Genomic DNA, 22,218 nt, shown 5'->3' with positions numbered 1-22,218 from the left:
AACTATTGACCAAATCACTTTTAAAGTTTAGCGTGTTTTTTCAAGAAATCCTTAATTACTGACTCATATTGTTCAAATGGGGCAACTGCCGACGGGACTAGGGGCAACCCGATATTGGCCGCCTTGTAAAGAAAGCCGCCGTATGCATGTGCTTGGGACAGATCGATACAGTCTTTTAAAATACCCTGTGCACGCTTGGAGGCACCGCGGGTCAACAGCATACGGTCCGGGAAGTTGAATCTGGTTGTTTGTTTTGAAATTATTACTGGTTGGTCATCGTCAAGCATGGCTACTGCAAGGCGGAGCTCTGTTGTTAGAGTGAGCAGACCTGCTTTGTATTCACTGATCTTTGTCAGGTACTTCATTGCGGCGGTGGCCGAGTTTTTATTACTCAAATAAGACTCCAATAGGTGTTTATTAATATTTAGCTCAGAGCCTGAGGTATATAGTACGACAAAGTCCATGATTTTACCCGATTAGAAATTGGTTACTCCAATCTTTCAATTTTTGGTCCGGAGTCGGTTCCATCAATGGCACCGAAAGACTATATTCTAATGCCTGCTGGCACATCATTGCGTATGCATGTGCTTCACTTAAATGGAAGCATTTGCGAAGCACCTCAAATTTTTTATCGGTATCAGCGGTTTCGAAAAAGTTGGATTGGATAAACTCCATGATAGTCAGGTAGTAACCAGTCACGCCAGGTAGTGGCATTTCATTTTCCATGCCGATATATTGAATTCTTGTCGATATGACCAGCAACGATTTTTCAAATTTCTCTATGCGGGAAAGCACACTAATTCCGGACATTCGCCCAAATTCCTTTCTTTTAAGCCTGTCCAACACGTACTGATCGATTTCAGTATCTACCAATGACGCATCTACGACCTTGAAAATGTGATCCATACAAAATGAGCCCGATTTGTAATGACAGTTTAATTTTCAAAGGAACAAAAAAATCAGGGGATCACTATGAGTGCCGGTTTGTCGTCGAGGGTAAATTTCCATTAACCTATTGAAGGTCAATTTCGAGGTTTGCCACGAATATGTCATGCTCAGCGCTGGTCACTATCCTGTGTTTTCCTGGGTATAGCAATTGCAGCCGCTTGCGCAAGTTGATTAGGCCAATGCCAGCATGAGAATTAGATATAGGCTCATAGGAATTTTTGCAGTTGAAATTAAGAGAATGTCCGTCGGATTTAAGGGAGATATGCAAGAAAGTTGGCCCTTCCGCATTTTCAACCCCATGCTTAAATGCGTTCTCAATGAATACAATTAGGAGTAATGGAGGGATTAATAGATTACGATCTCCAATCTTGGCTTCGAATTGCAGATCCAGACTCTTTCTTAGTCTGATCTTCTGTAATTGAAGGTAGTCGTTCAGGTATTTGACTTCATCCTTCACACACACCAATGGTTCGCTCGCCTTATATACAACATAACGCATAAGTTCCGAAAGTTGCAAAATGCTATCAGGTGTCTGATCAGACCGTGTCAAGCTCAATGCATAGAGATTATTGAGTGTATTGAAAAAAAAATGCGGGTTCAACTGCTGTTTCAAAAGGTCAAGCTCTGCAACGGACTTCTCATGTTTCAAAGCTGTAATCAGGCTGTTTTGCCTTGCCCAATTTATTGCAAGCAGTATCGGGAGGCTCATTGCTAGTACCAGCGCCGCACCGAATGCATTCTCGGCCACAAATGGATTAGCGGAAAATACTCCTCCCAAAATTTTGCTGAATGGCAAACCGGCGAGCAGCTGCCCCCAAAGCGGATAAAATACACCAATGACCGATGCTGAACTTAAAATATAATGAAAAAGCCCCTGTTCTTTCAGGACGACAGGAACGAGCCAACGGCTGTTGATATAAAAAAAGAAATACCCTGCCAGGTACATTACCAGCAGTTGCAACGAGTAGCTAATGAAAGTAGGAATTCTTGCAGCGATTTTCGGCAGATGTATTTCAAAACCAATGAGCAGTTGCTTTTTAGAATGGTACAATGGGTTATCCAGACTCGATACCGCCATTGCTCCTAACAGCAATGCGATTCCAACAATACTCGCCAGTACCGCCTTTTCGAGGTTTAGCTTGCGTACCCATTTCAACTGGTAAATACGGCTGTTAAATTTACTTTCCACGACCAGTGTGCCTTCCAACGCTGCTATACCTAACCCACTTGTAAACACCACTGGCCAAAAAAGTTGCTCTGGTTCCAGTAGCACTCCTGAGATTATCAGTAGTACTGGTAGATATCCTAAAAAGCATCCCAACCAGAGACACCGGCTCTTTCCTGTGAAACGCCCTATGCCCCTCCCCTCTCGCACCCAATTGAAGATAAGGACAGGAGACCATACCAATAGTGAGGTGACAAGTGCCTGAAAATATCCGGTCCAGTAGTCGTTCCGGCCAACCTCGAACGAGATTGAAATCCAACAGAATAACCCCAAATACAGCCAGGTGTCTTTCCGACGGGCCAATACTCCAACCAGTTTATCTACGGCTACCATTTTGTAAATAAAGCGGATGGCACTGACGGCATCAAAAAATAATGATGACCGTCACGATTTTGGTGATATTGGTATGATTAACTGTAACTTTAGTAAAAGGTGCCGGATAAAAGCAGGAAACGGGTCTGCCCTCATTCTTCTCGGCCGCGGCCTGACTGGATAATTTTGCCATCAACCAGATCCTGTATTCGCGTCGATGCCAACTTGTTGACAACAAAATCAGCTTTGCTAATAAAAGGTACTTGAATACCAGATATTTCAACAACCTCCCGGTTTGCAAATGCTGAGTTAAAATCAAGCTGGCCCAGATTCAGGTGTATATCCACCTCCATTGGCTTTGTGCCCAATCTTACACTGACTTCTTGCGGAATATCATGCATCATGGCCTCCAAGAGACGTTCACGATTAAGGCCAATAAGCGCCGAGGATAATAAGGACATATTCAATCGCGCTGGGTTAACCCAAATGTCAAGATCATTGCTGTAACGTGGCAAACCGAAATATGCCATAGCGTACCCTCCTACCGTCAGGTATTCAACTTTACAATTATTGAGAGAATGAAATAAACTCTTGAACAAAGGATAGAATATCTCCTTGCCTTCGATCACCTGGCTTTTTAACTCTTGAAGACTGTCAGGTAGACTGTGAACCGTAAGATACGTTACAGCCGCCAATCGCTCACCGGGAGATTTACTCAACCAAAAATGGATGTCTTCTGCCGTCTGATCAGTTTCGTGCATCTTGACCGACCTCCCAACCAATTCAATTTTTCTTCTCATTTTGATTTAGTAAAAATGCCTATTCTGCAATGTACCAATTTTCGACCCTGTGGTCGAACACAAAAAGTACTGCAATGAATTAGCCGCCTATGTCATATTGCAAAAGTAGCCTAGAAATTATATACGCAAGAGAGGGCGGGTTGAACTTTTATAGAGTGAGTAGAGAAAAGGCGCTCAAACCAATGAAGCATTATAGAAAAAGCAACACCTCACTTAATTAAATAGTTAGTAACTTATTGATAATGAGTGGTCATTGTAAAGGTATGTTGGTAAACGCCAACATATTTTTATCTTTGCTGACAAATAGTGTGCTACTCATTTCAAGTAGTTTGAAAAGCCCCTCTCGTTAGATACTTATAATAAATAGAATTCGACAAATTGAAATCTTATCATCTATAATTTATAAATTAGTTCTACAATGAGGCTTGCTACAAGAAGCGACAAGGATTTAGTTTTGAATATCTTAACTGATTCGTTCTTAGAAAACAAAAGTGTTAATTACTTAATCCCCAATGACCATAGGCACAAAGAGCGCGTACGCGCTCTAATGGATTATTCTTTTGAAACCTGTTATGCTTTTGGTAAGGTTTTAATTTCTGACGACTCCGATGCAGTTGCATTAATTTGTTTCCCTGAAAACAAGAAAACAACCCTTAAAAGCTTAATTTGGGAAGTGAATCTTGTTATAAATGGAATCGGTATTGGAAATGTGTCAAAGGCGATGGCTAGAGAAAAGAAAATTTCACAAAACTATCCGCAAACACCAATTTATTATTTGTGGTTTATTGCAGTAAATCCAAAATTACAAGGAAAAGGTATTGGTACAAAGTTCCTGCAAGAAATTCGTAAGGATGCAGCCGGTATGAACCGCCCGATTTATTTGGAGACATCTACAATTAGAAATTTGCCCTTCTACAAGAACGCTGGATTAACAGAGTATAGCACTTTGGATTTTGGTTACACACTGTATTTAATTAGAGGATAGGTTGATGTTGATTGGTAATACTGACATGCACTTAATTACATTACTGTTTATCATTTTTGAATCAGTAATGTTCGTTTTTCAAGGGATACTTTTTCTTTCAAGGCCGACGGATAAACCAAGATTATTCTATTTAATATTACTAATATTATTAATATTGAAGAACACTGCGAGTGGTTTATTTCCTGATCCTAAGATTACAATGATACCCCTTCTGACGCAGTATATTCTGACCTATGGAGCTGGGTTCGTTATGGCATCCTACTTTCCATTCTATTTCTATAAAGCTTATAACATTGAAAAAATAAAATGGCATGCTACGAGAGGGATTTTTTTATTCCTTCACTTTCCGTTTTTCTTGTTGTTCGGTGTGGCATTTTATTTTACAAAGAGCGTTGACGTTGCAATAAATGTTGGTCTGGCTATTCCATCACTTTATGGACTTGTGTTAGGATACTTAATTTTAGATGGTATTCGGTACCGTTTGAAAGATCAGATTGAAAGGAAGGAATATTTCGAATTGATTGCTGTATACCTAGCTGTGATACCTTACGCGTCATTAGCCTTTTGTGCATATTTTAGAATATCACAAGTTAAGGAAGTGTTATTAACCAATTCGGGCTTTGCTATTATTACGATCCTGTTTCTTAGGAAACATATTATTCAATCCAGAGAGGAATATGAGGTTTTGAGGAATATTAGCAATATGGGTGTTGAACCTTCCGGCGAATTGTCTCAGGATATCATCGAAATTGGTAACTCGATGGAGGAAATAAAGCTTACCATACGAGAAAAAGAAGTCGCTATCTTGATTCTGAAAGGGCATAGGAATCAGGAAATCGCAGATTTACTCGAAATCAGTATCGGCACTGTTAGGACTCATATCGAAAAAATTTATAAAAAGGCCCAGGTAAGCGGTCGAAAGGAGTTTTCGAAGAAGTTTGGCTACAAATTGGATAATACAAGCAAATAATAGTACATATCCAAAAAGCGCATACATTGTCTACGTAGTTACGTAGGCTACGTATGCGTTTTTTTTTATGGTGAATACGTAAAAATTCCTTGAAATACGTATTGACAAAACGAATATCTTACCGGTTGTTTGCATCATTCTTAACGACAACTTATAAAAATGTCATGGACACAAATTGGCACTCGCGCTACAACGAAATGAAGCGCCGTCACGGCTTGACCAATGATGATGTTGCAAAAATCACCAAACTCACAGAATCAAACGTAAGGTCTCAGATCACCCGCCCTGACAATGGTGTAAACGGTCAGCGTAGATTTCCACCTTGGTTAAAACTTGCGATCGTTCTGGACGAAAGATGGTATAAGAAAATCTAGTACCCTGACTATTTGCAACTTTGGTTTCCCTTGTTAAATACTTAGCAGCAGCCACGCTACAATCAATGCGGACTTAATATTTCTTAGGCGCTTTTTGTAATCTGTGTTGTTCTCAACATGGTTCAATAATTAGGCCGTAATCCGTTTGCTGAGTCCTTCAGATAATTCAACTTTCATCTAAATCCTCATTCCGGTTTTACTGGAATGCAGTTACCGCTTTGCCTATTTTAAACTCAGATTTTTCTAATTGTAGAAAGCTATGGTATCAGTAACTAGCAAAAAACTAACACACAACTGGCCTTTGCCAGTTAAGAAATCCAATTTTGAGTTGAAGGTTTTATACTTTAAAAGCCTCTATCCTTCGGCTAGGTTGGTGGAGAATTTCGGCCATACGTTTTTAATTGATGAATCAAAGTATGTTTTTATTGCATTTAAGGGGAGAAGAGCTACTAATCCAGTTGTTACCATGTCATTTCAAAGCGTCGAGTGTTTGAATGACTATTATCATTCATATGTCCGCAGGATTCTTAGGGAGGTAGAAACGAAGAGACTACGACGAATTAGGGCAGAAAAGAAGAACGAAAAGGAAATTCAGCCTGGAAAAATATTTTACACTGCTTGTGGGTGTGATCAAATCAAGATTGAATTCTTTCAAATAGTCGCCGTGAAAGGTCGGTCTGTCACTATTCAAAAGATAGAACAGTTAAGAACCTATAACTCGGTAGATCATGGATTGACCAGAGGTATTAAAGATTCATTCATCGAGGCGCCCGTTCATCTGCGTATAGGAACACACGGCATCCGTATCGATGCTGTTCAATATCTAAATTATTGGGATAAGAAAGCAGTATACTGGTGTTCATACGCCTAAAATGCCTGGGCTATGTCTCCTACTCTACTAGAATTTAGACAGTCCAGGCGCAGCTCGCGCCTGGATCAGTCGGCTGCGCTATCCTTTTGCATTGCGTGGTGTAGACTATTGTACTGTCAACCAGGTGAGCCAACCCTCAGATTGGTGCGAGATTTGTAGACATTTGGTTATTCCAGGATCTTTGTAGGCGAGCGCTGCGTGGCTTAAAATGTAGACACCTTATTAAGCCTGGACTGCCCTAGCGATCCAATAGCGTATTAAAACAAACTCTTAAAACCATAACAAGTACATAAATATATATTTATGTAGTTATGTAATTATATAAATATATAACTATATAAATACATATTTATGTATAACAGAGTCCTATATAAATATATATTTATATAGGACTATCCCCTGCCCTACTCGATTCCATTTTTGTACGTCTTTGACCCACATTCGGCAAATTGATCCCAAACCGGATCGCTAAGTTGTGTTTATACGTTATAGTTACCATATGGCTCATTTGGTAGGCTAGTCAGTAGCTTTTTTGGCAATGTAGAGCATATCTGTGAGGAAAATTCCGGTGATTTCGCCTTGTTTCTCAACGGCACTTATTATTTCAGAGTTCTTTTCCACAAAGTCAAGTGGCCTCATTTCAGAATGATAGTCAAAGTGACGCTCTGTATTTCTCAGAGACCGAAGGAGTTGATCCTTATTTTTCATGTTTGATGTTGATTCTTGTTCCGTGTTCCTTAATGAGTGACCTTAGCGATTCGTTGCGCTCGCTTTCTGTCAGGAACTTCCACTCAGCGACGAAAATTGGGGCCTCCAGTTTTGATTTATGTTCCGAGCGAAAGAACTCTATTAAGTAGTAGCCTTGACTACCACCTACTTTTATTACATCCACATTGTCCAGATTGATGATTAGAGGGTGATCATCACACCATTCCTACGCCGCCATTCGATTGTTGTTATCAGTAACATAGAAATGATACCAATATTGAAAATTCTAATAGGAACTTGTCGAGTTGAAATTTTGAGATTGATATCAAGGCACATTTCCGGCTTATGTCGCTGTGCGCACATTTTATTTGTCTTCTAGAAGTTGCTTTCGCGAAGGTTATATAAATATATAAATATAGAAATATATAAATATGTAAATTTTTTACCTTAAAATGATGCTGCGATGGTCATTTTTGCTATCTTTGTATATAATTATATAAATATATACACTCGATATGATTATTATTTCAGTAGCACATCAAAAGGGTGGTGTAGGTAAGACAACACTCGCGCTTAACCTGGCTTACTGCCTAAGTAAGGATTTGAAGGTAGCAATCACTGATACGGATTTACAGGGTTCAATCTCAGACATCAGCCCATTCCTTAAAGACATTGATCTTATACCCTTATCGAAGATTCAGAATGGCACGCGTCTAAGTTATGATATTGTTATTATAGACACGCCGCCTTATCTGACCGACAAGCTACAAGAGATATTTCTTATGAGCGATTTCGTGCTCATCCCAACAAAGGCCGGTTACTTGGATGCCCTAGCCGTGAGAGGGACGATTGCTCTGTTTGATCAGGCGAAGAAAAAAAAGCCGTCATTAAAGGCCGGTGTTGTGTTAAATATGCTCACCCGCACAAACCTAAATGACGAAGTGAAAGAAATTTTGGACCAGTATACTTTACCGATCCTGAAAACGACCATTAACCAGAGAGTTAGCTACGCTCGGTCTCCCATGACTGCTGGTGTATTTAACAGTGATGATGATAAGGCCAAAACCGAAATGGTCGATTTGTCGATGGAGATTTTTAGTCTACTTCCTTAACTTATAAGCAATGAACAAAGAATATGATGAAAACCGGTCTAGATTGGCCGGGATGATAAAGAACAAGCCAAGCACAGCGCCGATTCAACAGGTGAAACCAATCGTTCCGAAGGAGGAAAAGGATGTTAGCCATCTCAATTTCTGGATACCTACTGAACTATTTAATGAGTTAAAAATGCACGCTATACGTACTGGCAGCAGCATCAAACAAGTAGGTATCGACGCACTTGAAGCATATTTAAAGAAGAATACATAATTATATAAATATATATTTATATAATTATGTATTGCGGATAGTTGAGTTTGACACGTCACTAGGGTCAAAACCGACCCTAGTGGCAATAAAAGTTAATCCAAACCTATGGATACGTTATCGGGATCACATGTAAAGTCGGCTTGACAGATTTTGCAAAACAGTTCGAGGCCGGATTTTCCCCATACCTTGCAGCCGCATGGACACATATACTTTATTTTCTTCCCGGATTTACTTTTTCCCGTTGGCTCACTTGTCTCTTCCTGTTCAGTATCTTCTTCTGTTGAATCATCAAAGCCATGAATGACTTTCTTGGCATTCAGGTAGGGGAGTTGCAGCGCCTCGAGATTGGCCGTTGATATTCTTCGAAAGGCAATCAAAAACTTTCCTCCTTCAATCTGATAATGATCCATGCTTTGTCCGGTTTCCGCTCCCCCAGGCTTGCCAGTAGAAGATGGCTGCAAACCAATCTCTTTCATCTTTTGGGCAAATTCCTTATTGTGATAGCTATATCGGGACGGCTTACCATATTCATACTGCCACTGATGCACCATTTCGTGTACAAGTGTACTATGCCAATATTCTGACCCCATCGACAGGGTATCCGGGTTTATCGAAATCTCGTGTTTTTTGTCTCCCTTCTTTACCGATTGCCAGTTTTCGAAAATAAAGAAACCCGCAGCGTTACGGTGCCGGGAAAGATTCACGATACACGGTTGCAATTGGTTGCCGAATAATTCAGCATTGTAATAGTCAAAAAGTTCTTCCAGTGTTTTGAATTGCAATTGTGTGATTCCATTCATGACTACTTATTTGTAATGTACCTTACAAATATACCTTTTTAGGAAAACTATTCAACATATAAAACCTGTTTTTTAGTCTGCTTTTTTTTTATTTTTTGATTGAAATGTTCAATTGTAGTATAGGCAAAAATTCCTTCCGGAATTACATCCAGCAGCTCACGCCGGCGAAATAATGTAGACACTTTTTTCTTGCTAGGATCTTGGCCATGCGCCTGGCTGCATCCAAATTGTAGACACCAATTTCGCTAAGTGATTTTTGGAATGTATTCGGCGACAAGTCGTGATGAATTGGGGTAGGGGTAGATGCCGGATTTAGGTTTTGATGTGCTCAAAAGCGATTTATCGCCGTCTGCATGGCCGGGAGGCAAAGGTGTTGGGATACGAAAAAATACCGAAGGCAAAAAGAATAATTGTAATGTACCTTTCAATTATATATTTATATAAAAAGCCTCATTTTGAGGCTTCCGGGCTACCTGTAAAGTCGCCAGTTCTTATACACCTTAAAAGCGCCAGATAAGCCGATCACCGCAGCAATGCAGTATATCGCTTGAATTGCAAGGTCTTCCATGTTTATCGAGTTTTACGGTTACAGATTATTTATAGAGCTTAAATTGCCAGCGTTGTGCGGAAATAACCGGCAGGGTTGTCAATTTTTTCGCGTCTTATCTTCATATCGAAGAGGCACCTGTTTGCTTTTTTTCGTAGTTCTGTGCTGTCTAAGACACGTTTAATAAGGTTTTGATCTAGAATACCTATATCCATCATTCTCGTTTTAAGCTGGATAGCTTCCTGATCGCCTTCTTCTATTTCAAATGGGATGATAGTTTGAAACTGTGAGACCGACTTAATTAAAAAGTGGAGCTTGGTTATAGTTTTCCCAGCTTTTTCGGTACTATAAGTAACACGAAGGTCAGAGGAAGCATTGATTTGCCTCATGGCCGGTTCAATTACATTATCCTTGAACTGCCCCCACTGTTTGTACTGCTCAGGTTGTTTGCCTTCCGGGTCCTTCAAGTGGAGACGATACCTTAAATCTTCGACATCGATACTCATAAATCCAATATCTTTCCAGCGTGAGAATTGAACGTACAGCCACTTTGCATACTTCGAACTCATTGAGAGCACGCAATAGAGCTGAAAACTGGTGAAGTTGTTTTTAAGGTCAACCAGGTAGGGGAGTAGTTCTCCCGCTATGGATATTTCAATTGTGCCTTGTCCTTTAAGATACTTGGCGCTCGACATTAAAGCAACCTGCAAAAGACCGTCATTTTCCTCGATCTCAAACACTTTTCCAATCAATCCTTCCGTAGCATCGCGAAGCTGTACATAGTTCCAGTTGCGACCTGTTAGTTGGAATATTTCGGCAACATTGATGCGGTACTTAGTCCCGATCTGATCGCCGTTTTTCAGTTTGGATAGAACCATGAAATATAAATCAAGTTGCGCGGCAGATAGCTCGTGCCTGGCTGCGGTGATCGCATTGTGTTGCCTGACCTGCAAGCTCGTTGATTTCTCCTTTGCTTTTTCCATCATAAGAGGCAATTTAAGAAAAAACAGCATTTAAAAAACACCTGTTTTTATTTTACTGTTTTTTGGCATATAAAACCTGTTTTTTAGACGTATAAAACCTGTTTTTTGGCATATAAAACCTGTTTTTAGACGTATAAAACCTGTTTTTTGGCATATAAAACCTGTTTTAAAAACGGATTAAAATATTGATAATCAAATAGTTACGTCAACTACAATATCCTTCAATATTTTCAATTTTCACAATCATTGTGATGTACCCAACGCGCATATTAATCTTTTAGGGCAAAAAAATAATTCAAAAAAACAAGTCAAAAATAGAAAAGAGGGATGGAAATTTTTTGTTTGATAAAACCGGGGCGCGGCGCAAAAAACAGGTTTTATATGTTGATTTTTCATAAAATAGTATTTTTCAATCAAAAAATAAAAAAAATCTAATATAAAATGGGTGCTTTTTAATGAATGTGCTTGGTTACCTTTCGACCCGTTGGCCCATAAAGGTAATGAAATTTTTTATGCCAATATGTCAGACATTTTTAGATACATATTAGTTTTTAACCTTGTTTGAGGCATACAGGTTAAATATTGAACTCCTATTTGATGGTACCTTTTTGAACATATAACTTTGTTTTATTCTTTGGATAGTACCGGTACCCAAGGTCTTCGGTAGTGTTGATATCGTGGAGTTCCTGGACGCAGGACAACAGAGCCGTCCCATACTAGACGGTAGGTCCAATCTTTTTCATGATTTCAGGTTATTGAGATGAAGATGTACAGTTGCAGGAATTACTCCCGCAACTGCTTTAAGGTTTGATAAGAATACCGTCCCTGGTAACGATATAGCTGTCTTTCTTGATGACGTACCCATCTTCTGTGACCTGCACATGCGCTTTAAGTACTTGCAAGTTTTGCACCAGTTCCCGGTTTTCGTACCAGGAGGAAATGGTTGAGCTGACAACGATCAGTGCAAGCGCGCAGCACACTCCAATGATTCCTTTTGAACCGAAATTTCCCCAGAAAGCCGTTTTGGGATCTTCGTAAGTGACTGATTTGAACTTTTTAGCCTGCAACTGTTTAATCTCGTCCAGGGACTGACTGATTGCAGCCTTTTGATCTTTCAGCAGAGCGATAGATTCCTCATTCTTCTTGTCAATGATCAAGCAAATGGCTAAAACGCTTTCATCAATTTCCGATTCGGGGATACCATACTTTTGCGCGATGGCAAACCTGATTTCTTTCACATCGAATTTCATAGTAGTACCTCACTAACAGCGTCTGTTACCTTCCTTAACGATCTTTTTCCAGCCAGTGTCAATTTTTCCTCTGTCGTGGTGCCAGACATCAGTGAGATAATTTCGTTAGCTGAGTTACCAACAGGCATTTTGCCGACCTTTACAAAATCTATCCCAAGCTCGGACAATAATGCGTCTCCGTGCTCTTGACTTTCGAGCGATCCAAAGGTTCCTTCGTTTTTGACCGCTATTACGTTAATGTTATCACCAGTAAGTTTTGTGAGTTCTTTGTAAAAATTTACCGAAGCGTGAAAAGCATCTTCACCAGCCAAGACCACGAAAATTTTAAGATCAATTCCAAGTTCTTCCAACATTTCCTTCAATTCTTCCGCAGGTACATCATTCGCAAAAAAACTTCTAAGCTCATCGCTTTCAGGCGCCCCAAGATCAACAAACCATTCGTCAGTTTTTGCCTTAGAAATTTTCTCAAAAATGTTTATAAAACCTTCTCGATCTAATTTCAGATTACCGTCGATTATTGACAATTCTAATACTCGCTTCTCCCCAACTATGCTTTTCAGTCTATCGGAGGTCCGAGTAGATTTATCCAAATCAATAAATGCAGCTTGGCTATCTTTCTTGTTTCTTGCTATAAACCAAGTAATGAAGCTCTTGCCAACACCACCTTTTGACTGCGCAATAAATACAACTTGCTTTTTCATATTGTTTTTAGTATGTTTATTGAAAAAAAAGGACTAATATTCTTTTGGGTAGGTGGGGGCTTTTGCCTTCACCTATTTTTTATAAGTCGTCGAAGCCATCAAACCCTAAATTTTTTTTCTTTAATTGATCTGCCCCTCGTTGCAACCTTAGATTAAGGTCTTCTAAATTTTCGTCAGATTTATCGTCTAGTAAAGATTTGTTTTCTTCATTTTTATACAGTGGACGTTTCATTGGCGTTTGCTTACCTAAATTTAGATTTTTCTTTTTTTGTTCTAACTTCTCGAGTCTTTTTTGATGGTACCAGATTAAATTTTTCAGCGCGTTAATACTAATAACTAAGCCTTCTTCGGATAGCCACTTTGCGATACTTTCATATGACATATTCATAGAAAGTTTTTCCTCTATGGTGTCATATATTAAGTACGCCCATTTTTTTTTGTTGGCCGTTCGCATCTGTATGACTTGATCGATAATTTCTTTTTCCTGAGCTGTTGTTACCATGCTGTTTATGTTTAATTCAAAGTAAAAGTTTTGAAAAATGAAAAGCAAATATTTATCCTGACTTTATCCTGACTTTTTTCTGACTTTTTCCTGACGTTCTGAGAATCAATAAATTATCCTGACTTTTATCTGACTATTTTCTGACATTATACTGACTTTTATCTGACTTACAACTTAGCAGACTCTAAGAGACCTTTTTTTATCTATTGATTGCGTTTTTCCTGTCAGAAATGTTAAATTTGTTCATGGCGATTGGAAGCAAGGGGGGTTTTTGAGTGCCTCAAAAACTGGTGCAAGCACCACCTTGCCACTCCGTGGTCGTTATCCAGGGCAAACCTATCTAGGTGATCTATGAGTATAGAAAGACAAAAAGCTGGTAGGCCAAAGAAGTCAGCGGAGCATAAAAAGTCTGAGCGGATAGTTTTTTGGACGACTCCCGCGAAAGCAAAGGAAATCGAAGAAAGGGCAGGGAAGTTTAGTTTGACGGTTTCGGAATATTGCAGCAAGATTATTCTTGAAGTAGAGATTGTAGCGCCGTTTACAGAAGAAGAGTTAGATTTAAAGCGCAGTTTGATAGGTATGGCGAACAATCTGAACCAGATCGCATATAGAGCGAATGCAGGTGGAATTGAAAGTGTAGCGCAATCGGCCACCGAATTACTAGGAGAGATCAAGAGAGAACTGAAAAAATTCAAAGAATGATCGCTAGGAATTTAAAATCTGGTAAATTTTCTGACGGGCTTATTAACTACGCGTTTGAAGGAAGGGAGTTAGACCATAAAGATAAAGGAGCAGAGGTGATACGCTACTCGGATGATTTGTTGGTACCTTTTTCACCCCATGATAAGGAAGGGATACTTGAATTAAAGCAACAGTTTAATGACCGAACGTCTAAATATCTGCTTGAAAATCCTGACAACAAGAATAATCTAATCGGCCATCAAATTTTGAGCTTTACGAAGGAAGATGCTGAGAAGCTTAAAGAGGATGGTATGAATAAAGTTTTGGACGACTACATACAGTTGGCAGGTTTGGAAAAGACAAAGTTTGTCGCCATTAAGCATAAGGATACTAATAATCCGCATTATCATATAATTTACCATAAGGTACAGAATAATTTCAAGAAGGAGAACGATTGGAAGTTAAACAATAAGACTGTTGAACGTGGGGTTGCACTGGCATTAAAAAACAGGTTAACACTGGTTAAAAATCAAAAGGAAGTTGCTTTAACGAAAGGAGTGTTGGAAATCAGATCGAAGGATGAAGACATTAAGAAGTTACGGAATGATTCTGAAATTCTAAAATCTGCGAAGAACTTTCACCACTTCAACAAATTACTGGAATCTAGTAAGATTACTCCGGAATTTTTGAAGGATGATCGCGTAAAAATTGACAGAAAGATATACAGGCCCGAAGATTTACACGCGGTATTTTATCTTAATAGAAACGAGAAGGCGGGGGAAAAGGGAGTGAGCCAGGGCAAAGTAGGTAAAGGGCGGGAGGCCAGTGACGATAAGACTGCTGGCTTGGACTTTAAGAGGGAATCAAAGAATATTGTAAATGTTCTGATCGGTTCCGATGATAAACATGCAACACCAGTGGGAGATAAGAGCCAGGCATTCAACATTGTTACGGTCAACTCCGGCGACAAGGAGTTGACTGATAAGTACGGAATAAAACGGAAACGGAGAGGGAAGAGCTATTTACTGAAAAACAAAGGAGCAAAACAGCAATCACAATCTAAAAATCTTGAACTATGACACTTGCAACCTACGCCATGTTTTGTGCATCGCTATTATATGTGCTGTATTTCATTGTCCAAAACATTAACGTGAAGAAGGCTAAGAAAGCTGATCCCAAACCGAAAGTGAAGCCTTTGAAACTATTTACCGGGAGCAATGGGATACCGGAAAAACTTCTGAAGGAAAAATTTAACTGGAAATGAGGGAGTTAGCATTGTTCTTGGCACTGGCTTTTAACCCCAATGAGGAACTTGCTATCAAGCGTGAGTTTCGGGAGCTTTATCGGCGTGATCAGATCGCAGCGTTGCATATACCTTGTATTCTTCCGACTACAAAAATCTCCCGGTTGTCAATCTCGTCATTGTATGGTTACCGAACACATCCCAAGTGGGGTGGACTCCGACACCATGACGGGATCGACATTTCTGTGAAGAATGCAGACGTGGTCGCAACAGGTTCCGGCTTAGTCAAAAGGGCAGAATTTTCGCAGGGATACGGTAATTTTGTGGAAATTGATCACGGTAATGGTTATTCTACGCTTTATGGTCATTTGTCTATTATATTTGTCGAAGTAGGGCAGAAAGTTGACTTGTTATCGCTGATTGGAAAGTCTGGGGCTACGGGTGTAGTTACCGGCGAACACATTCATTATGAGGTCAAGCGCAACAATCAAAACCTGAACCCCCTGTATTTTATTCTCTTATTTTATGACAATATATCTAGTTCACATTAGGAAATATGCGATAAAGAAAAACGACAGTAACAGACGTTTCTACCCCGTTAATTCGCCTGATGCGAATACTGAAATACTCGTCGAAGTTTCCGAAAAATTTCCTGAGGCTTACCAGTACTGGACTTTAAGGGCTGACGACTTTACAAATAAATCGAAGATTCTGGTTTTTAAGAACATACGTGCTATGTTCAAGTACTTTGAGGAAAATAACGTCGATGTAGGAACGTCGGTCGCAAGCTTCTACAAAGTGAAAGGGGAGGTTCCTAGTGAAACCGCCCCTGATGGTGTCTTAATATACAGTTATAAAAACATCAATATCCACGCTTTGAGGATCAACTAACGCCATAAGTTTCTATACAGTAGTCTTTTATCACTTTGATGTCGTTTCTAATCTTTTTCGCGTGATCGTTCACAAGTTTCTCCATCTCTTGCTCAGTGATGTTATACTTTAACGGCAGCTCTTTGGTAACCGGTTCAATTGCAGGCACCACCATTTGACCTGAAAATAATTTCAGGTCAATGGGTGATTCGTACCGGTCAGCTATCTTTCCTACAAACTGACCTTGCGTAAGACTGCTGATCTTGGCGGCTGGAAGCAGCTCTTTGGCCTGTGTATTGAAACTTACTGATGTGTCCTTATTGAAGCTGGCCGAGTAATTTTCCTGTTCTGTCTTCCCGAACATCTTGCTGACTTTCTCCGCGGTCGAGCCATTCACTAGCCCCACCATCACAGTACCGGCAGTATTTACAATAACGTTAGCCGAGTTTTGGCCGTAGTTTTTCGTCAATTGCTCCATATCCTGTATCCCCATCCAGACACAACCTTTGTGTTTTCGGATTGTAGCTATGTACTGGTCCAATCCCATCACAAAAATGGTAGGCAGCTCGTCGAGGAAAAATGCGAATTTACGATCTCTGTAACGGTAGGAACGTTTCATGATCACGGAATTGTAGACCGAGATTGCGGCACCGTACACTGCATCTTTTAGAGTGTAGTTCCCCATTGTGATTACGCGCGGGCTGTCAGGATTATTAATTTCCAGCTCCATGTCGTTTTCCGTCATTACCCACGTAACATTTGGCGACGAGAGGGGAGCCAGGGACGATTGTGTAGACGCGATTTGACCGGCAATTTGCGAACCCGCCTGATTTTTCAAACCCTGGACAAACATATTGCTATATGCATCCAATTCCGGTTCACAGGAAATAGCATTGATGACCTCGTTAATGTCAACGGTCAGTAGTTGAATTGCATGAGGAAGCGTACAGACTTTTGATAAAACCTCATGATCCGGGTTATTCCGTTCTATGATCCGCAGGAACCACAAATAGCAAGTTAACAGGTTGACGGCTGACACCGCCCAGAAATCTCCTTCTTTATTGATCCACGATTTATTCAGATTGAAGAGTAAGGTTTTTACCATCGTATTACAATCGTCGATGGTTGACATGTAACGTTCCTGAAATGGGTTGCATCGGTTTGAGCGCCTCAAATCTTCAAATGTAAGGCAGTTAAATTCCGGTATCACCGGCTCATTGTCCTCTGTTTTTCCCCAGGTGTATTTATTGGATTTCAACGCGGCCATCATGGCGTTGAATGTAACCAGACTTAAATCGGGGTAAGCATAGTCATAGACATTCAGCGAAAACCCTTTTTCTATTTGCTGATAGATTGCAGGATTAAATAGGGTGTAGGTTTTACCGGAACCTTGGCTACCCATGATAAGAACCGAGCGGTCCGGCGCAATCACCGGTACCACTCCTAATCTCCAACTGTTCTTATATTGATACTGGTGATAATAGGTTACGCTCAATTCATTTTCTATCAATTTTTCATTTTGTGGAAACTGTTCATTGTAATTATTGAATATGTCTTTCACCGGGACGTAAACCATGCTGTTGAAAATCACCCCTCCATTGATCATTGCAATGCACATCACAAGTAGCAGAATCACTAACGTATATAGATAGTAGTTCTTCTCTGGAATATCCAGGATCAGGATCGCTACATAAGCAAGACCGCCGAGTATCAGGTAAAAGTCACCTTTTTTCCGGGTGGCCTTGATATTCGGCTTGGCTGGCGTTTGCATTGCCAAGAAGATCAGGCTGATGAATACCAGTGAAGCCAAAAATTTTTTTTCGAAAAAAAGGGTGTTTTTTAGAAATAGGTAGTATAATTTTTCACCTATATAAGGTAGGTTGATGGCCCCTCTTGATATACCTATCACAGCCACTAATAGTACTGATAATAAGATAGTTATAGATAAATTTAAGTAGTGCATTGTAACACTATACTCCTTTTCCTTTATGCTTTCCATCGTCATTTGATTAAAAAAATTTTTGTTCCAAATATAAATAGTTTTTTATATTTGCTACGTCACATTAAACAATTAAAAACTATTATGAAAAGGTTACGATTACTGGTAGGAATGTTTGCCTCGCTGGCAATGGTTGTTTCATCGGCTTTATTCAATGCCGTGCATGCACAAACCGGTGGCATCGCCAAAGGGGCTGCGGCACTGGATGCCTTAACAGGTGATTTGGAACAATATCTCGACCCGGTTACGACTGTCGTTTATGTCGCTGCCGCCATTGTTGGGGTTATTGGTGCATTTCGGGTATACACCAACTGGCAGCAAGGCAAGGACAATGTCATGTCCGGTGCAATGGGTTGGTTTGGAGCTATGCTCTTCCTGCTTGTTGCCAATACGGTTGTGCGAGCGATGTTTATCGGCGGCTAAAAACTATTCCTTTATTCGGGTGGCAGTATCGAAGTAGTTCCGAGCTGCCACCCCCAAAATTTTCATTGGTATGCAAACTATATTAGCCGTTGACTTGACAGGGAGCTCTGAATCTGATGGATGGATCAAGAATTTGCTCATTGAGCCACTGGCAAGTAATATGAATGTATTTGTGAACCTGACCTATGCCATTCTTGCATTACTCGCGATTCTGACCGCTTACAGAATATATATCAACTGGCAGGCTGGTACGAGCGAAAACACCGTATCCGAAATTTCCAGGTGGATGCTCGGAATGGTGCTATGTGTATTCCTCATAGCCGGTCTGAAGGCATGGATGGCTGCGAACCCGGTAGGGACAGGGGGCGTAGAATTTAACTTTGAATAGTTATGATGAACCTATACTATACGATCCAGGAAATAGGTTTTCTGGGCGTGGCTATCGGCGGAGTTGCATCGGGGTTCAGAATATATCAGAAGTGGGGTAGGGGAGAAGCGGTTATACCACTGATTTTTACATGGCTTGGTGGCTTGATCCTGGCCGTAATCCTCAATCATATGATATACGGCCTAGTTTTGGCCGGGAATGCAGGTGATTACAACCCGATCAGTACCGCGCGAATGTTTGCGAAGGAAACACACAGCGCAGCAATTACGATCGGTCTTATAGTGGCAATCGTTGCCGTAATTCACATCTATCACAGATATACCACCGGTGACGATGTTACGGAGCTTGTTTATCGATGGGTTGCCTCACTCTTTTTCCTGTTCACTTTCGGGTTAATAATTGAAACAGTTTTAAGCTAATCGTCTACTATGATAAAGGAAGTAGTAAAAGGTGCTGACGATGAAATCGAATTCATTGGTTTCAAAGGCCGGTACTTCAACCGCCTAATTGCTATGGTCTTGATACTAGTAGCTATAACATTCATTGTTTACGGATTCGGGCTAAATTCTATCCTTTTCTTTTTTATTATGTTTGGCATTGGAACGGGTGGTTTCTTCTATATCAAACATGAAATGGAAATGAATAAAAAATTTGGGCACATCCATAAGTCTCACAAAGCACCAAAGGCAATTATTCAGAATCAACAATTCTTTAAAATGATTAAAAAATGAGAACTAAGATCGAAGATATATTTCCGCTGTTGCAGGTGTCAGACGATGGCTTAGTTATTAGCAAGAATGCTGATATAAGTTATTTTTTTGCAATAGATTACCCTGAAATTTTTATTACCAGTCAAGGTAGTTATTCATCGGTTGTCGACGCAATCATGAGTGCGTCTAAATCACTTGGTGAGGGCTTTCTTATTCATAAGCAAGATTTCTTTATTGAGGACAGATATAAGCCTGACTTTTCTTACAATGATAATGGTGACACCATCATCCGCGAGAATGAACGACACTTTAAAGATCGTCCTTTTACTAACCACAAAGGTTTTATCTATATTACACTGCCATCATCAGACCCAGGTGACCGCAATTCTGCCGCAAGTTCTTTATTTAAGAAAAGCTTGGTTCCGCGAAGCCTCAATAACCCGAAAGCGCTAACCAGCTTTCAGGAAAAAGTAGCGTCATTCGTTGCAGCCGTTAACCAAACAAAGTCACTTCGTTTAACTAGACTCAACAGGGACCAAATTGTAGGAACCCGCGATACACCCGGACTTCTTAATTACTATTTTACCCTAGCTTTCGATGATACCAATATCTATGACATCAACCGGGAAAATTCGAACTTCAAGATTGGAAATAAGAATACATACACATTCGTAATAAATGATCTCGAACAATTTCCTTCCGAGCTAACCCCAGTTGTTGCTTTTAGGGATTTCAGCAGTACAACCGAAATGCCGATCTCATTTGGTTCATCATTTGGCATCAATTTACCATTCAACCATGTATACAACCAGGTATTCTATATTACCAAACAAGCCGAACTTATTGTTGAGAAAACCAAGCAAACGAAGCGTCATTTGAGCTTTTCACAATGGAGTAGGGATAATACTTTTTCCTTTGAGCAGAAGACCCGTTTCATGGATACAATGAAATATGGTGAGATAGCTGTAAAGGCTCACTTCAACGTTCAAATATTCCATGAAGACCTTGATGTCTTAGCAGAATACAAGGAAATCGCATCGGGAGCCATTTCTAACGCTCAATTCACGGCAAAAATTGCTACAACGTTTGCCGAGCAAATCTATTGGTCGTCTATTCCGGGTAACGCTCAGGAACTAGGGCACGACAACTTTGTGACCTGCTTCCTATCGAATGCGATTTCTATGTATAGCCTAGAAACCAATTACCGCAACTCTCCATATCAGACAAACGGTCTTTTGCTAACCGACAGATTCGGTACCCCCCGCATTGTTGATCTGTTCTTTAAGCCTCGCGAAGAGGGATTGATCACAAATAGGAATTTTACAATCATTGGGCCTTCCGGCTCTGGTAAATCTTTTGCTAACAATAACTTAATTTACTACCTGCGGCATTCCGGCGCTCATATTAGCATCATCGACATTGGCCACTCTTACAAACGCCTGGGGGAGATTTTGGGTGCGAAGTATATAGAACACACTGACAGCAACCCGATTTCTCTTAATCCGTTCTATACCGAAGTTAACACAAGTGGTCTTGATAAATTAAACGCTTCAAAGCTAAGAGAAGAGTTTAAGCAAACGATTGTTCAAATTCTTTTCTTGCTCTATAAGAAGGAATCCGAGGAAGTGACCAAAGCCGAAGAAGTTACCCTTTACAACATGGTCACCGGCTACTATGATTATCTGGCAAAAAATAACGCCAAATTTAACAAGAAGTCGCCTGAATATATCAGACCATGCTTTAACACATTCTATGATTATACCAAGAATGTGTTTCCTGAAATTTTTGAAAAGCAGGGAGGTAGAGAAAATAAAGAGTTCGATTTAAAGAAATTCAATTATGTTCTTTTGCCATTTTATGAAGGTGGTCAATATGATTACCTGTTGAACGGTAAAGAAGAAATCGATCTATCCCGCCATCCTTTTGTAATTTACGAGCTAGACAATATAAAGGATCACCCGATTTTGTTGCCGATCATTACCTTAATGATTACCAACACCTTTATTACTAAGCTTTTTGAAGTTCGCGGTATTTTGAAGGTGCTTTTTATTGAAGAAGCATGGAAAGCAATTTCATCTGATTTTTTCGCAACCTTCCTTCTTTGGGCATTTAAAACAGCTCGTAAGCACTTCGGAGCAATCGGGGTGATTACTCAGGAAATTGAAGATTTGCTTAAATCTGAAATTATCAAGGAAACCATCATACAAAACACAGATATCAAAATTATTATGGATATCAATAAATATGAGGAAGACCCTGAGACAATATTCAATCTTTTCAAAATACCAAACTCGAATATTCCACAAATATTTTCAATCAACAAAGAGCTGCCAACTTCACACAACAGAGGAAGCTACAAAGAATTAGCTATTATCCTTGGTAAGCATTGCAAAGTTTATGGAACAGAGGTTAGCAAACACGCTTACAGTCTGTTTACAACGGAGCCAACCGAAGTAGACGAAATTCGCCGACTTTCGGCTGAAAAGGAAATAAGCCTTTATGAGGCATCTATAATGTGGGCTGATCAAACTTTATAACAAACAATAAAAATCAAATTATC

27 protein-coding genes are annotated in these 22,218 nt (G+C 40.0%); 15 read left to right on the top strand and 12 right to left on the bottom strand.

The features are described 5' to 3' along the window. Window positions 1–20: 20 nt before the first annotated feature. From IEY24_RS32070 to IEY24_RS32055, 4 genes are all read right to left on the bottom strand, one after another. Complete coding sequence (locus IEY24_RS32070; RefSeq protein ID WP_188939388.1) at window positions 21–464, bottom strand: hypothetical protein; 444 nt, start codon at window positions 462–464, stop codon at window positions 21–23. A 4-nt stretch (window positions 465–468) separates the two neighbouring features. Continuing rightward, window positions 469–906: a hypothetical protein gene (locus IEY24_RS32065; RefSeq protein ID WP_188939387.1), complete on the bottom strand. Its 438-nt coding sequence runs from the start codon at window positions 904–906 to the stop codon at window positions 469–471. A 106-nt stretch (window positions 907–1,012) separates the two neighbouring features. Further along, the gene (locus tag IEY24_RS32060) at window positions 1,013–2,506 is read right to left on the bottom strand and encodes a sensor histidine kinase (RefSeq protein ID WP_188939386.1); all 1,494 of its coding nucleotides are present in this window, start codon (window positions 2,504–2,506) and stop codon (window positions 1,013–1,015) included. A gap of 131 nt (window positions 2,507–2,637) precedes the next feature. Continuing rightward, window positions 2,638–3,285 carry a hypothetical protein gene (locus IEY24_RS32055; protein WP_188939385.1) on the bottom strand — a complete coding sequence of 216 codons (648 nt, stop codon included), beginning with the start codon at window positions 3,283–3,285 and terminating at the stop codon, window positions 2,638–2,640. 418 nt (window positions 3,286–3,703) lie between these two features. On the opposite strand from IEY24_RS32055, the gene IEY24_RS32050 reads away from it, so the two are divergent. The 3 genes from IEY24_RS32050 (at window position 3,704) to IEY24_RS32040 (ending at window position 6,485) form a co-directional block, all read left to right on the top strand. Next, a complete protein-coding gene (locus IEY24_RS32050; RefSeq protein ID WP_188939384.1) occupies window positions 3,704–4,270 on the top strand; it encodes a GNAT family N-acetyltransferase in 567 nt (188 codons plus the stop codon). Between the two features lie 154 nt (window positions 4,271–4,424). Continuing rightward, window positions 4,425–5,240, top strand: coding sequence for a helix-turn-helix transcriptional regulator (locus IEY24_RS32045; protein ID WP_188939383.1), 816 nt, complete (start codon window positions 4,425–4,427; stop codon window positions 5,238–5,240). Between the two features lie 633 nt (window positions 5,241–5,873). Continuing rightward, window positions 5,874–6,485, top strand: a complete 612-nt coding sequence (locus IEY24_RS32040) for a hypothetical protein (RefSeq protein ID WP_188939382.1) — start codon at window positions 5,874–5,876, stop codon at window positions 6,483–6,485. Window positions 6,486–7,001: 516 nt separating this feature from the next. Here the strand turns inward: IEY24_RS32040 and IEY24_RS32035 are convergent. Beyond that, entirely contained in the window at window positions 7,002–7,193 is a 192-nt protein-coding gene (locus IEY24_RS32035; protein WP_188939381.1) for a hypothetical protein, read from the bottom strand. Window positions 7,194–7,708: 515 nt separating this feature from the next. On the opposite strand from IEY24_RS32035, the gene IEY24_RS32030 reads away from it, so the two are divergent. Then, on the top strand, window positions 7,709–8,305 hold the full coding sequence (locus IEY24_RS32030) for an AAA family ATPase (protein WP_188939380.1): 597 nt from the start codon (window positions 7,709–7,711) through the stop codon (window positions 8,303–8,305). Between the two features lie 10 nt (window positions 8,306–8,315). Next, window positions 8,316–8,561 carry a hypothetical protein gene (locus tag IEY24_RS32025; protein WP_188939379.1) on the top strand — a complete coding sequence of 82 codons (246 nt, stop codon included), beginning with the start codon at window positions 8,316–8,318 and terminating at the stop codon, window positions 8,559–8,561. A 92-nt stretch (window positions 8,562–8,653) separates the two neighbouring features. On the opposite strand, the gene IEY24_RS32020 is transcribed toward IEY24_RS32025, so the two are convergent. The 6 genes from IEY24_RS32020 to IEY24_RS32000 all read right to left on the bottom strand — a co-directional run bounded on the left by IEY24_RS32020 (window position 8,654) and on the right by IEY24_RS32000 (window position 13,344). After that, window positions 8,654–9,361: a SprT-like domain-containing protein gene (locus IEY24_RS32020; RefSeq protein WP_188939378.1), complete on the bottom strand. Its 708-nt coding sequence runs from the start codon at window positions 9,359–9,361 to the stop codon at window positions 8,654–8,656. A 469-nt stretch (window positions 9,362–9,830) separates the two neighbouring features. Further along, complete coding sequence (locus IEY24_RS33265; RefSeq protein WP_498068486.1) at window positions 9,831–9,929, bottom strand: DUF4134 family protein; 99 nt, start codon at window positions 9,927–9,929, stop codon at window positions 9,831–9,833. A gap of 38 nt (window positions 9,930–9,967) precedes the next feature. Next, window positions 9,968–10,894: a replication initiation protein gene (locus IEY24_RS32015; RefSeq protein WP_188939377.1), complete on the bottom strand. Its 927-nt coding sequence runs from the start codon at window positions 10,892–10,894 to the stop codon at window positions 9,968–9,970. 797 nt (window positions 10,895–11,691) lie between these two features. Further along, window positions 11,692–12,141 (bottom strand): hypothetical protein, encoded by a 450-nt coding sequence (locus tag IEY24_RS32010; protein ID WP_188939376.1) that lies wholly within the window; start codon window positions 12,139–12,141, stop codon window positions 11,692–11,694. Beyond that, on the bottom strand, window positions 12,138–12,842 hold the full coding sequence (locus IEY24_RS32005) for a P-loop NTPase family protein (RefSeq protein ID WP_188939375.1): 705 nt from the start codon (window positions 12,840–12,842) through the stop codon (window positions 12,138–12,140). The genes IEY24_RS32010 and IEY24_RS32005 overlap by 4 nt, the downstream gene beginning before the upstream one ends. Window positions 12,843–12,921: 79 nt before the next feature. Then, window positions 12,922–13,344 (bottom strand): hypothetical protein, encoded by a 423-nt coding sequence (locus IEY24_RS32000; RefSeq protein WP_188939374.1) that lies wholly within the window; start codon window positions 13,342–13,344, stop codon window positions 12,922–12,924. Window positions 13,345–13,695: 351 nt separating this feature from the next. Here IEY24_RS32000 and IEY24_RS31995 point away from each other — a divergent pair, with 351 nt between their 5' ends. The 5 genes from IEY24_RS31995 to IEY24_RS31975 are packed head-to-tail and all read left to right on the top strand — an operon-like array spanning window position 13,696 to window position 16,159. Beyond that, window positions 13,696–14,046 (top strand): MobC family plasmid mobilization relaxosome protein, encoded by a 351-nt coding sequence (locus IEY24_RS31995; protein ID WP_188939373.1) that lies wholly within the window; start codon window positions 13,696–13,698, stop codon window positions 14,044–14,046. Further along, window positions 14,043–15,104, top strand: a complete 1,062-nt coding sequence (locus tag IEY24_RS31990) for a relaxase/mobilization nuclease domain-containing protein (protein ID WP_188939372.1) — start codon at window positions 14,043–14,045, stop codon at window positions 15,102–15,104. Before IEY24_RS31995 ends, IEY24_RS31990 begins: the two co-directional genes overlap by 4 nt. Beyond that, entirely contained in the window at window positions 15,101–15,289 is a 189-nt protein-coding gene (locus IEY24_RS31985) for a hypothetical protein (RefSeq protein ID WP_188939371.1), read from the top strand. Before IEY24_RS31990 ends, IEY24_RS31985 begins: the two co-directional genes overlap by 4 nt. Beyond that, window positions 15,286–15,819: a M23 family metallopeptidase gene (locus IEY24_RS31980; RefSeq protein ID WP_188939370.1), complete on the top strand. Its 534-nt coding sequence runs from the start codon at window positions 15,286–15,288 to the stop codon at window positions 15,817–15,819. The genes IEY24_RS31985 and IEY24_RS31980 overlap by 4 nt, the downstream gene beginning before the upstream one ends. Next, a complete protein-coding gene (locus tag IEY24_RS31975) occupies window positions 15,794–16,159 on the top strand; it encodes a hypothetical protein (protein ID WP_188939369.1) in 366 nt (121 codons plus the stop codon). Before IEY24_RS31980 ends, IEY24_RS31975 begins: the two co-directional genes overlap by 26 nt. Here IEY24_RS31975 and IEY24_RS31970 read toward each other — a convergent pair. Then, window positions 16,152–17,948, bottom strand: a complete 1,797-nt coding sequence (locus tag IEY24_RS31970; RefSeq protein ID WP_188939368.1) for a type IV secretory system conjugative DNA transfer family protein — start codon at window positions 17,946–17,948, stop codon at window positions 16,152–16,154. The two genes, IEY24_RS31975 and IEY24_RS31970, sit on opposite strands and share 8 nt — an antisense overlap. Before the next feature lie 273 nt (window positions 17,949–18,221). On the opposite strand from IEY24_RS31970, the gene IEY24_RS31965 reads away from it, so the two are divergent. From IEY24_RS31965 to IEY24_RS31945, 5 genes are all read left to right on the top strand, one after another. Next, window positions 18,222–18,560: a DUF4134 family protein gene (locus IEY24_RS31965; protein WP_229223377.1), complete on the top strand. Its 339-nt coding sequence runs from the start codon at window positions 18,222–18,224 to the stop codon at window positions 18,558–18,560. A 70-nt stretch (window positions 18,561–18,630) separates the two neighbouring features. Then, window positions 18,631–18,948 carry a DUF4134 family protein gene (locus tag IEY24_RS31960; RefSeq protein ID WP_188939367.1) on the top strand — a complete coding sequence of 106 codons (318 nt, stop codon included), beginning with the start codon at window positions 18,631–18,633 and terminating at the stop codon, window positions 18,946–18,948. 2 nt (window positions 18,949–18,950) lie between these two features. Beyond that, window positions 18,951–19,367, top strand: a complete 417-nt coding sequence (locus tag IEY24_RS31955; RefSeq protein ID WP_188939366.1) for a hypothetical protein — start codon at window positions 18,951–18,953, stop codon at window positions 19,365–19,367. Window positions 19,368–19,376: 9 nt separating this feature from the next. Beyond that, on the top strand, window positions 19,377–19,679 hold the full coding sequence (locus IEY24_RS31950) for a DUF4133 domain-containing protein (protein WP_188939365.1): 303 nt from the start codon (window positions 19,377–19,379) through the stop codon (window positions 19,677–19,679). Continuing rightward, a complete protein-coding gene (locus IEY24_RS31945) occupies window positions 19,676–22,195 on the top strand; it encodes a TraG family conjugative transposon ATPase (protein ID WP_188939364.1) in 2,520 nt (839 codons plus the stop codon). Before IEY24_RS31950 ends, IEY24_RS31945 begins: the two co-directional genes overlap by 4 nt. Window positions 22,196–22,218: the final 23 nt, after the last annotated feature.

It is taken from the genome of Dyadobacter endophyticus (assembly GCF_014641595.1).
GTDB lineage: Bacteria > Bacteroidota > Bacteroidia > Cytophagales > Spirosomataceae > Dyadobacter > Dyadobacter endophyticus.
This window is presented reverse-complemented; position numbering and strand designations above follow the sequence as displayed.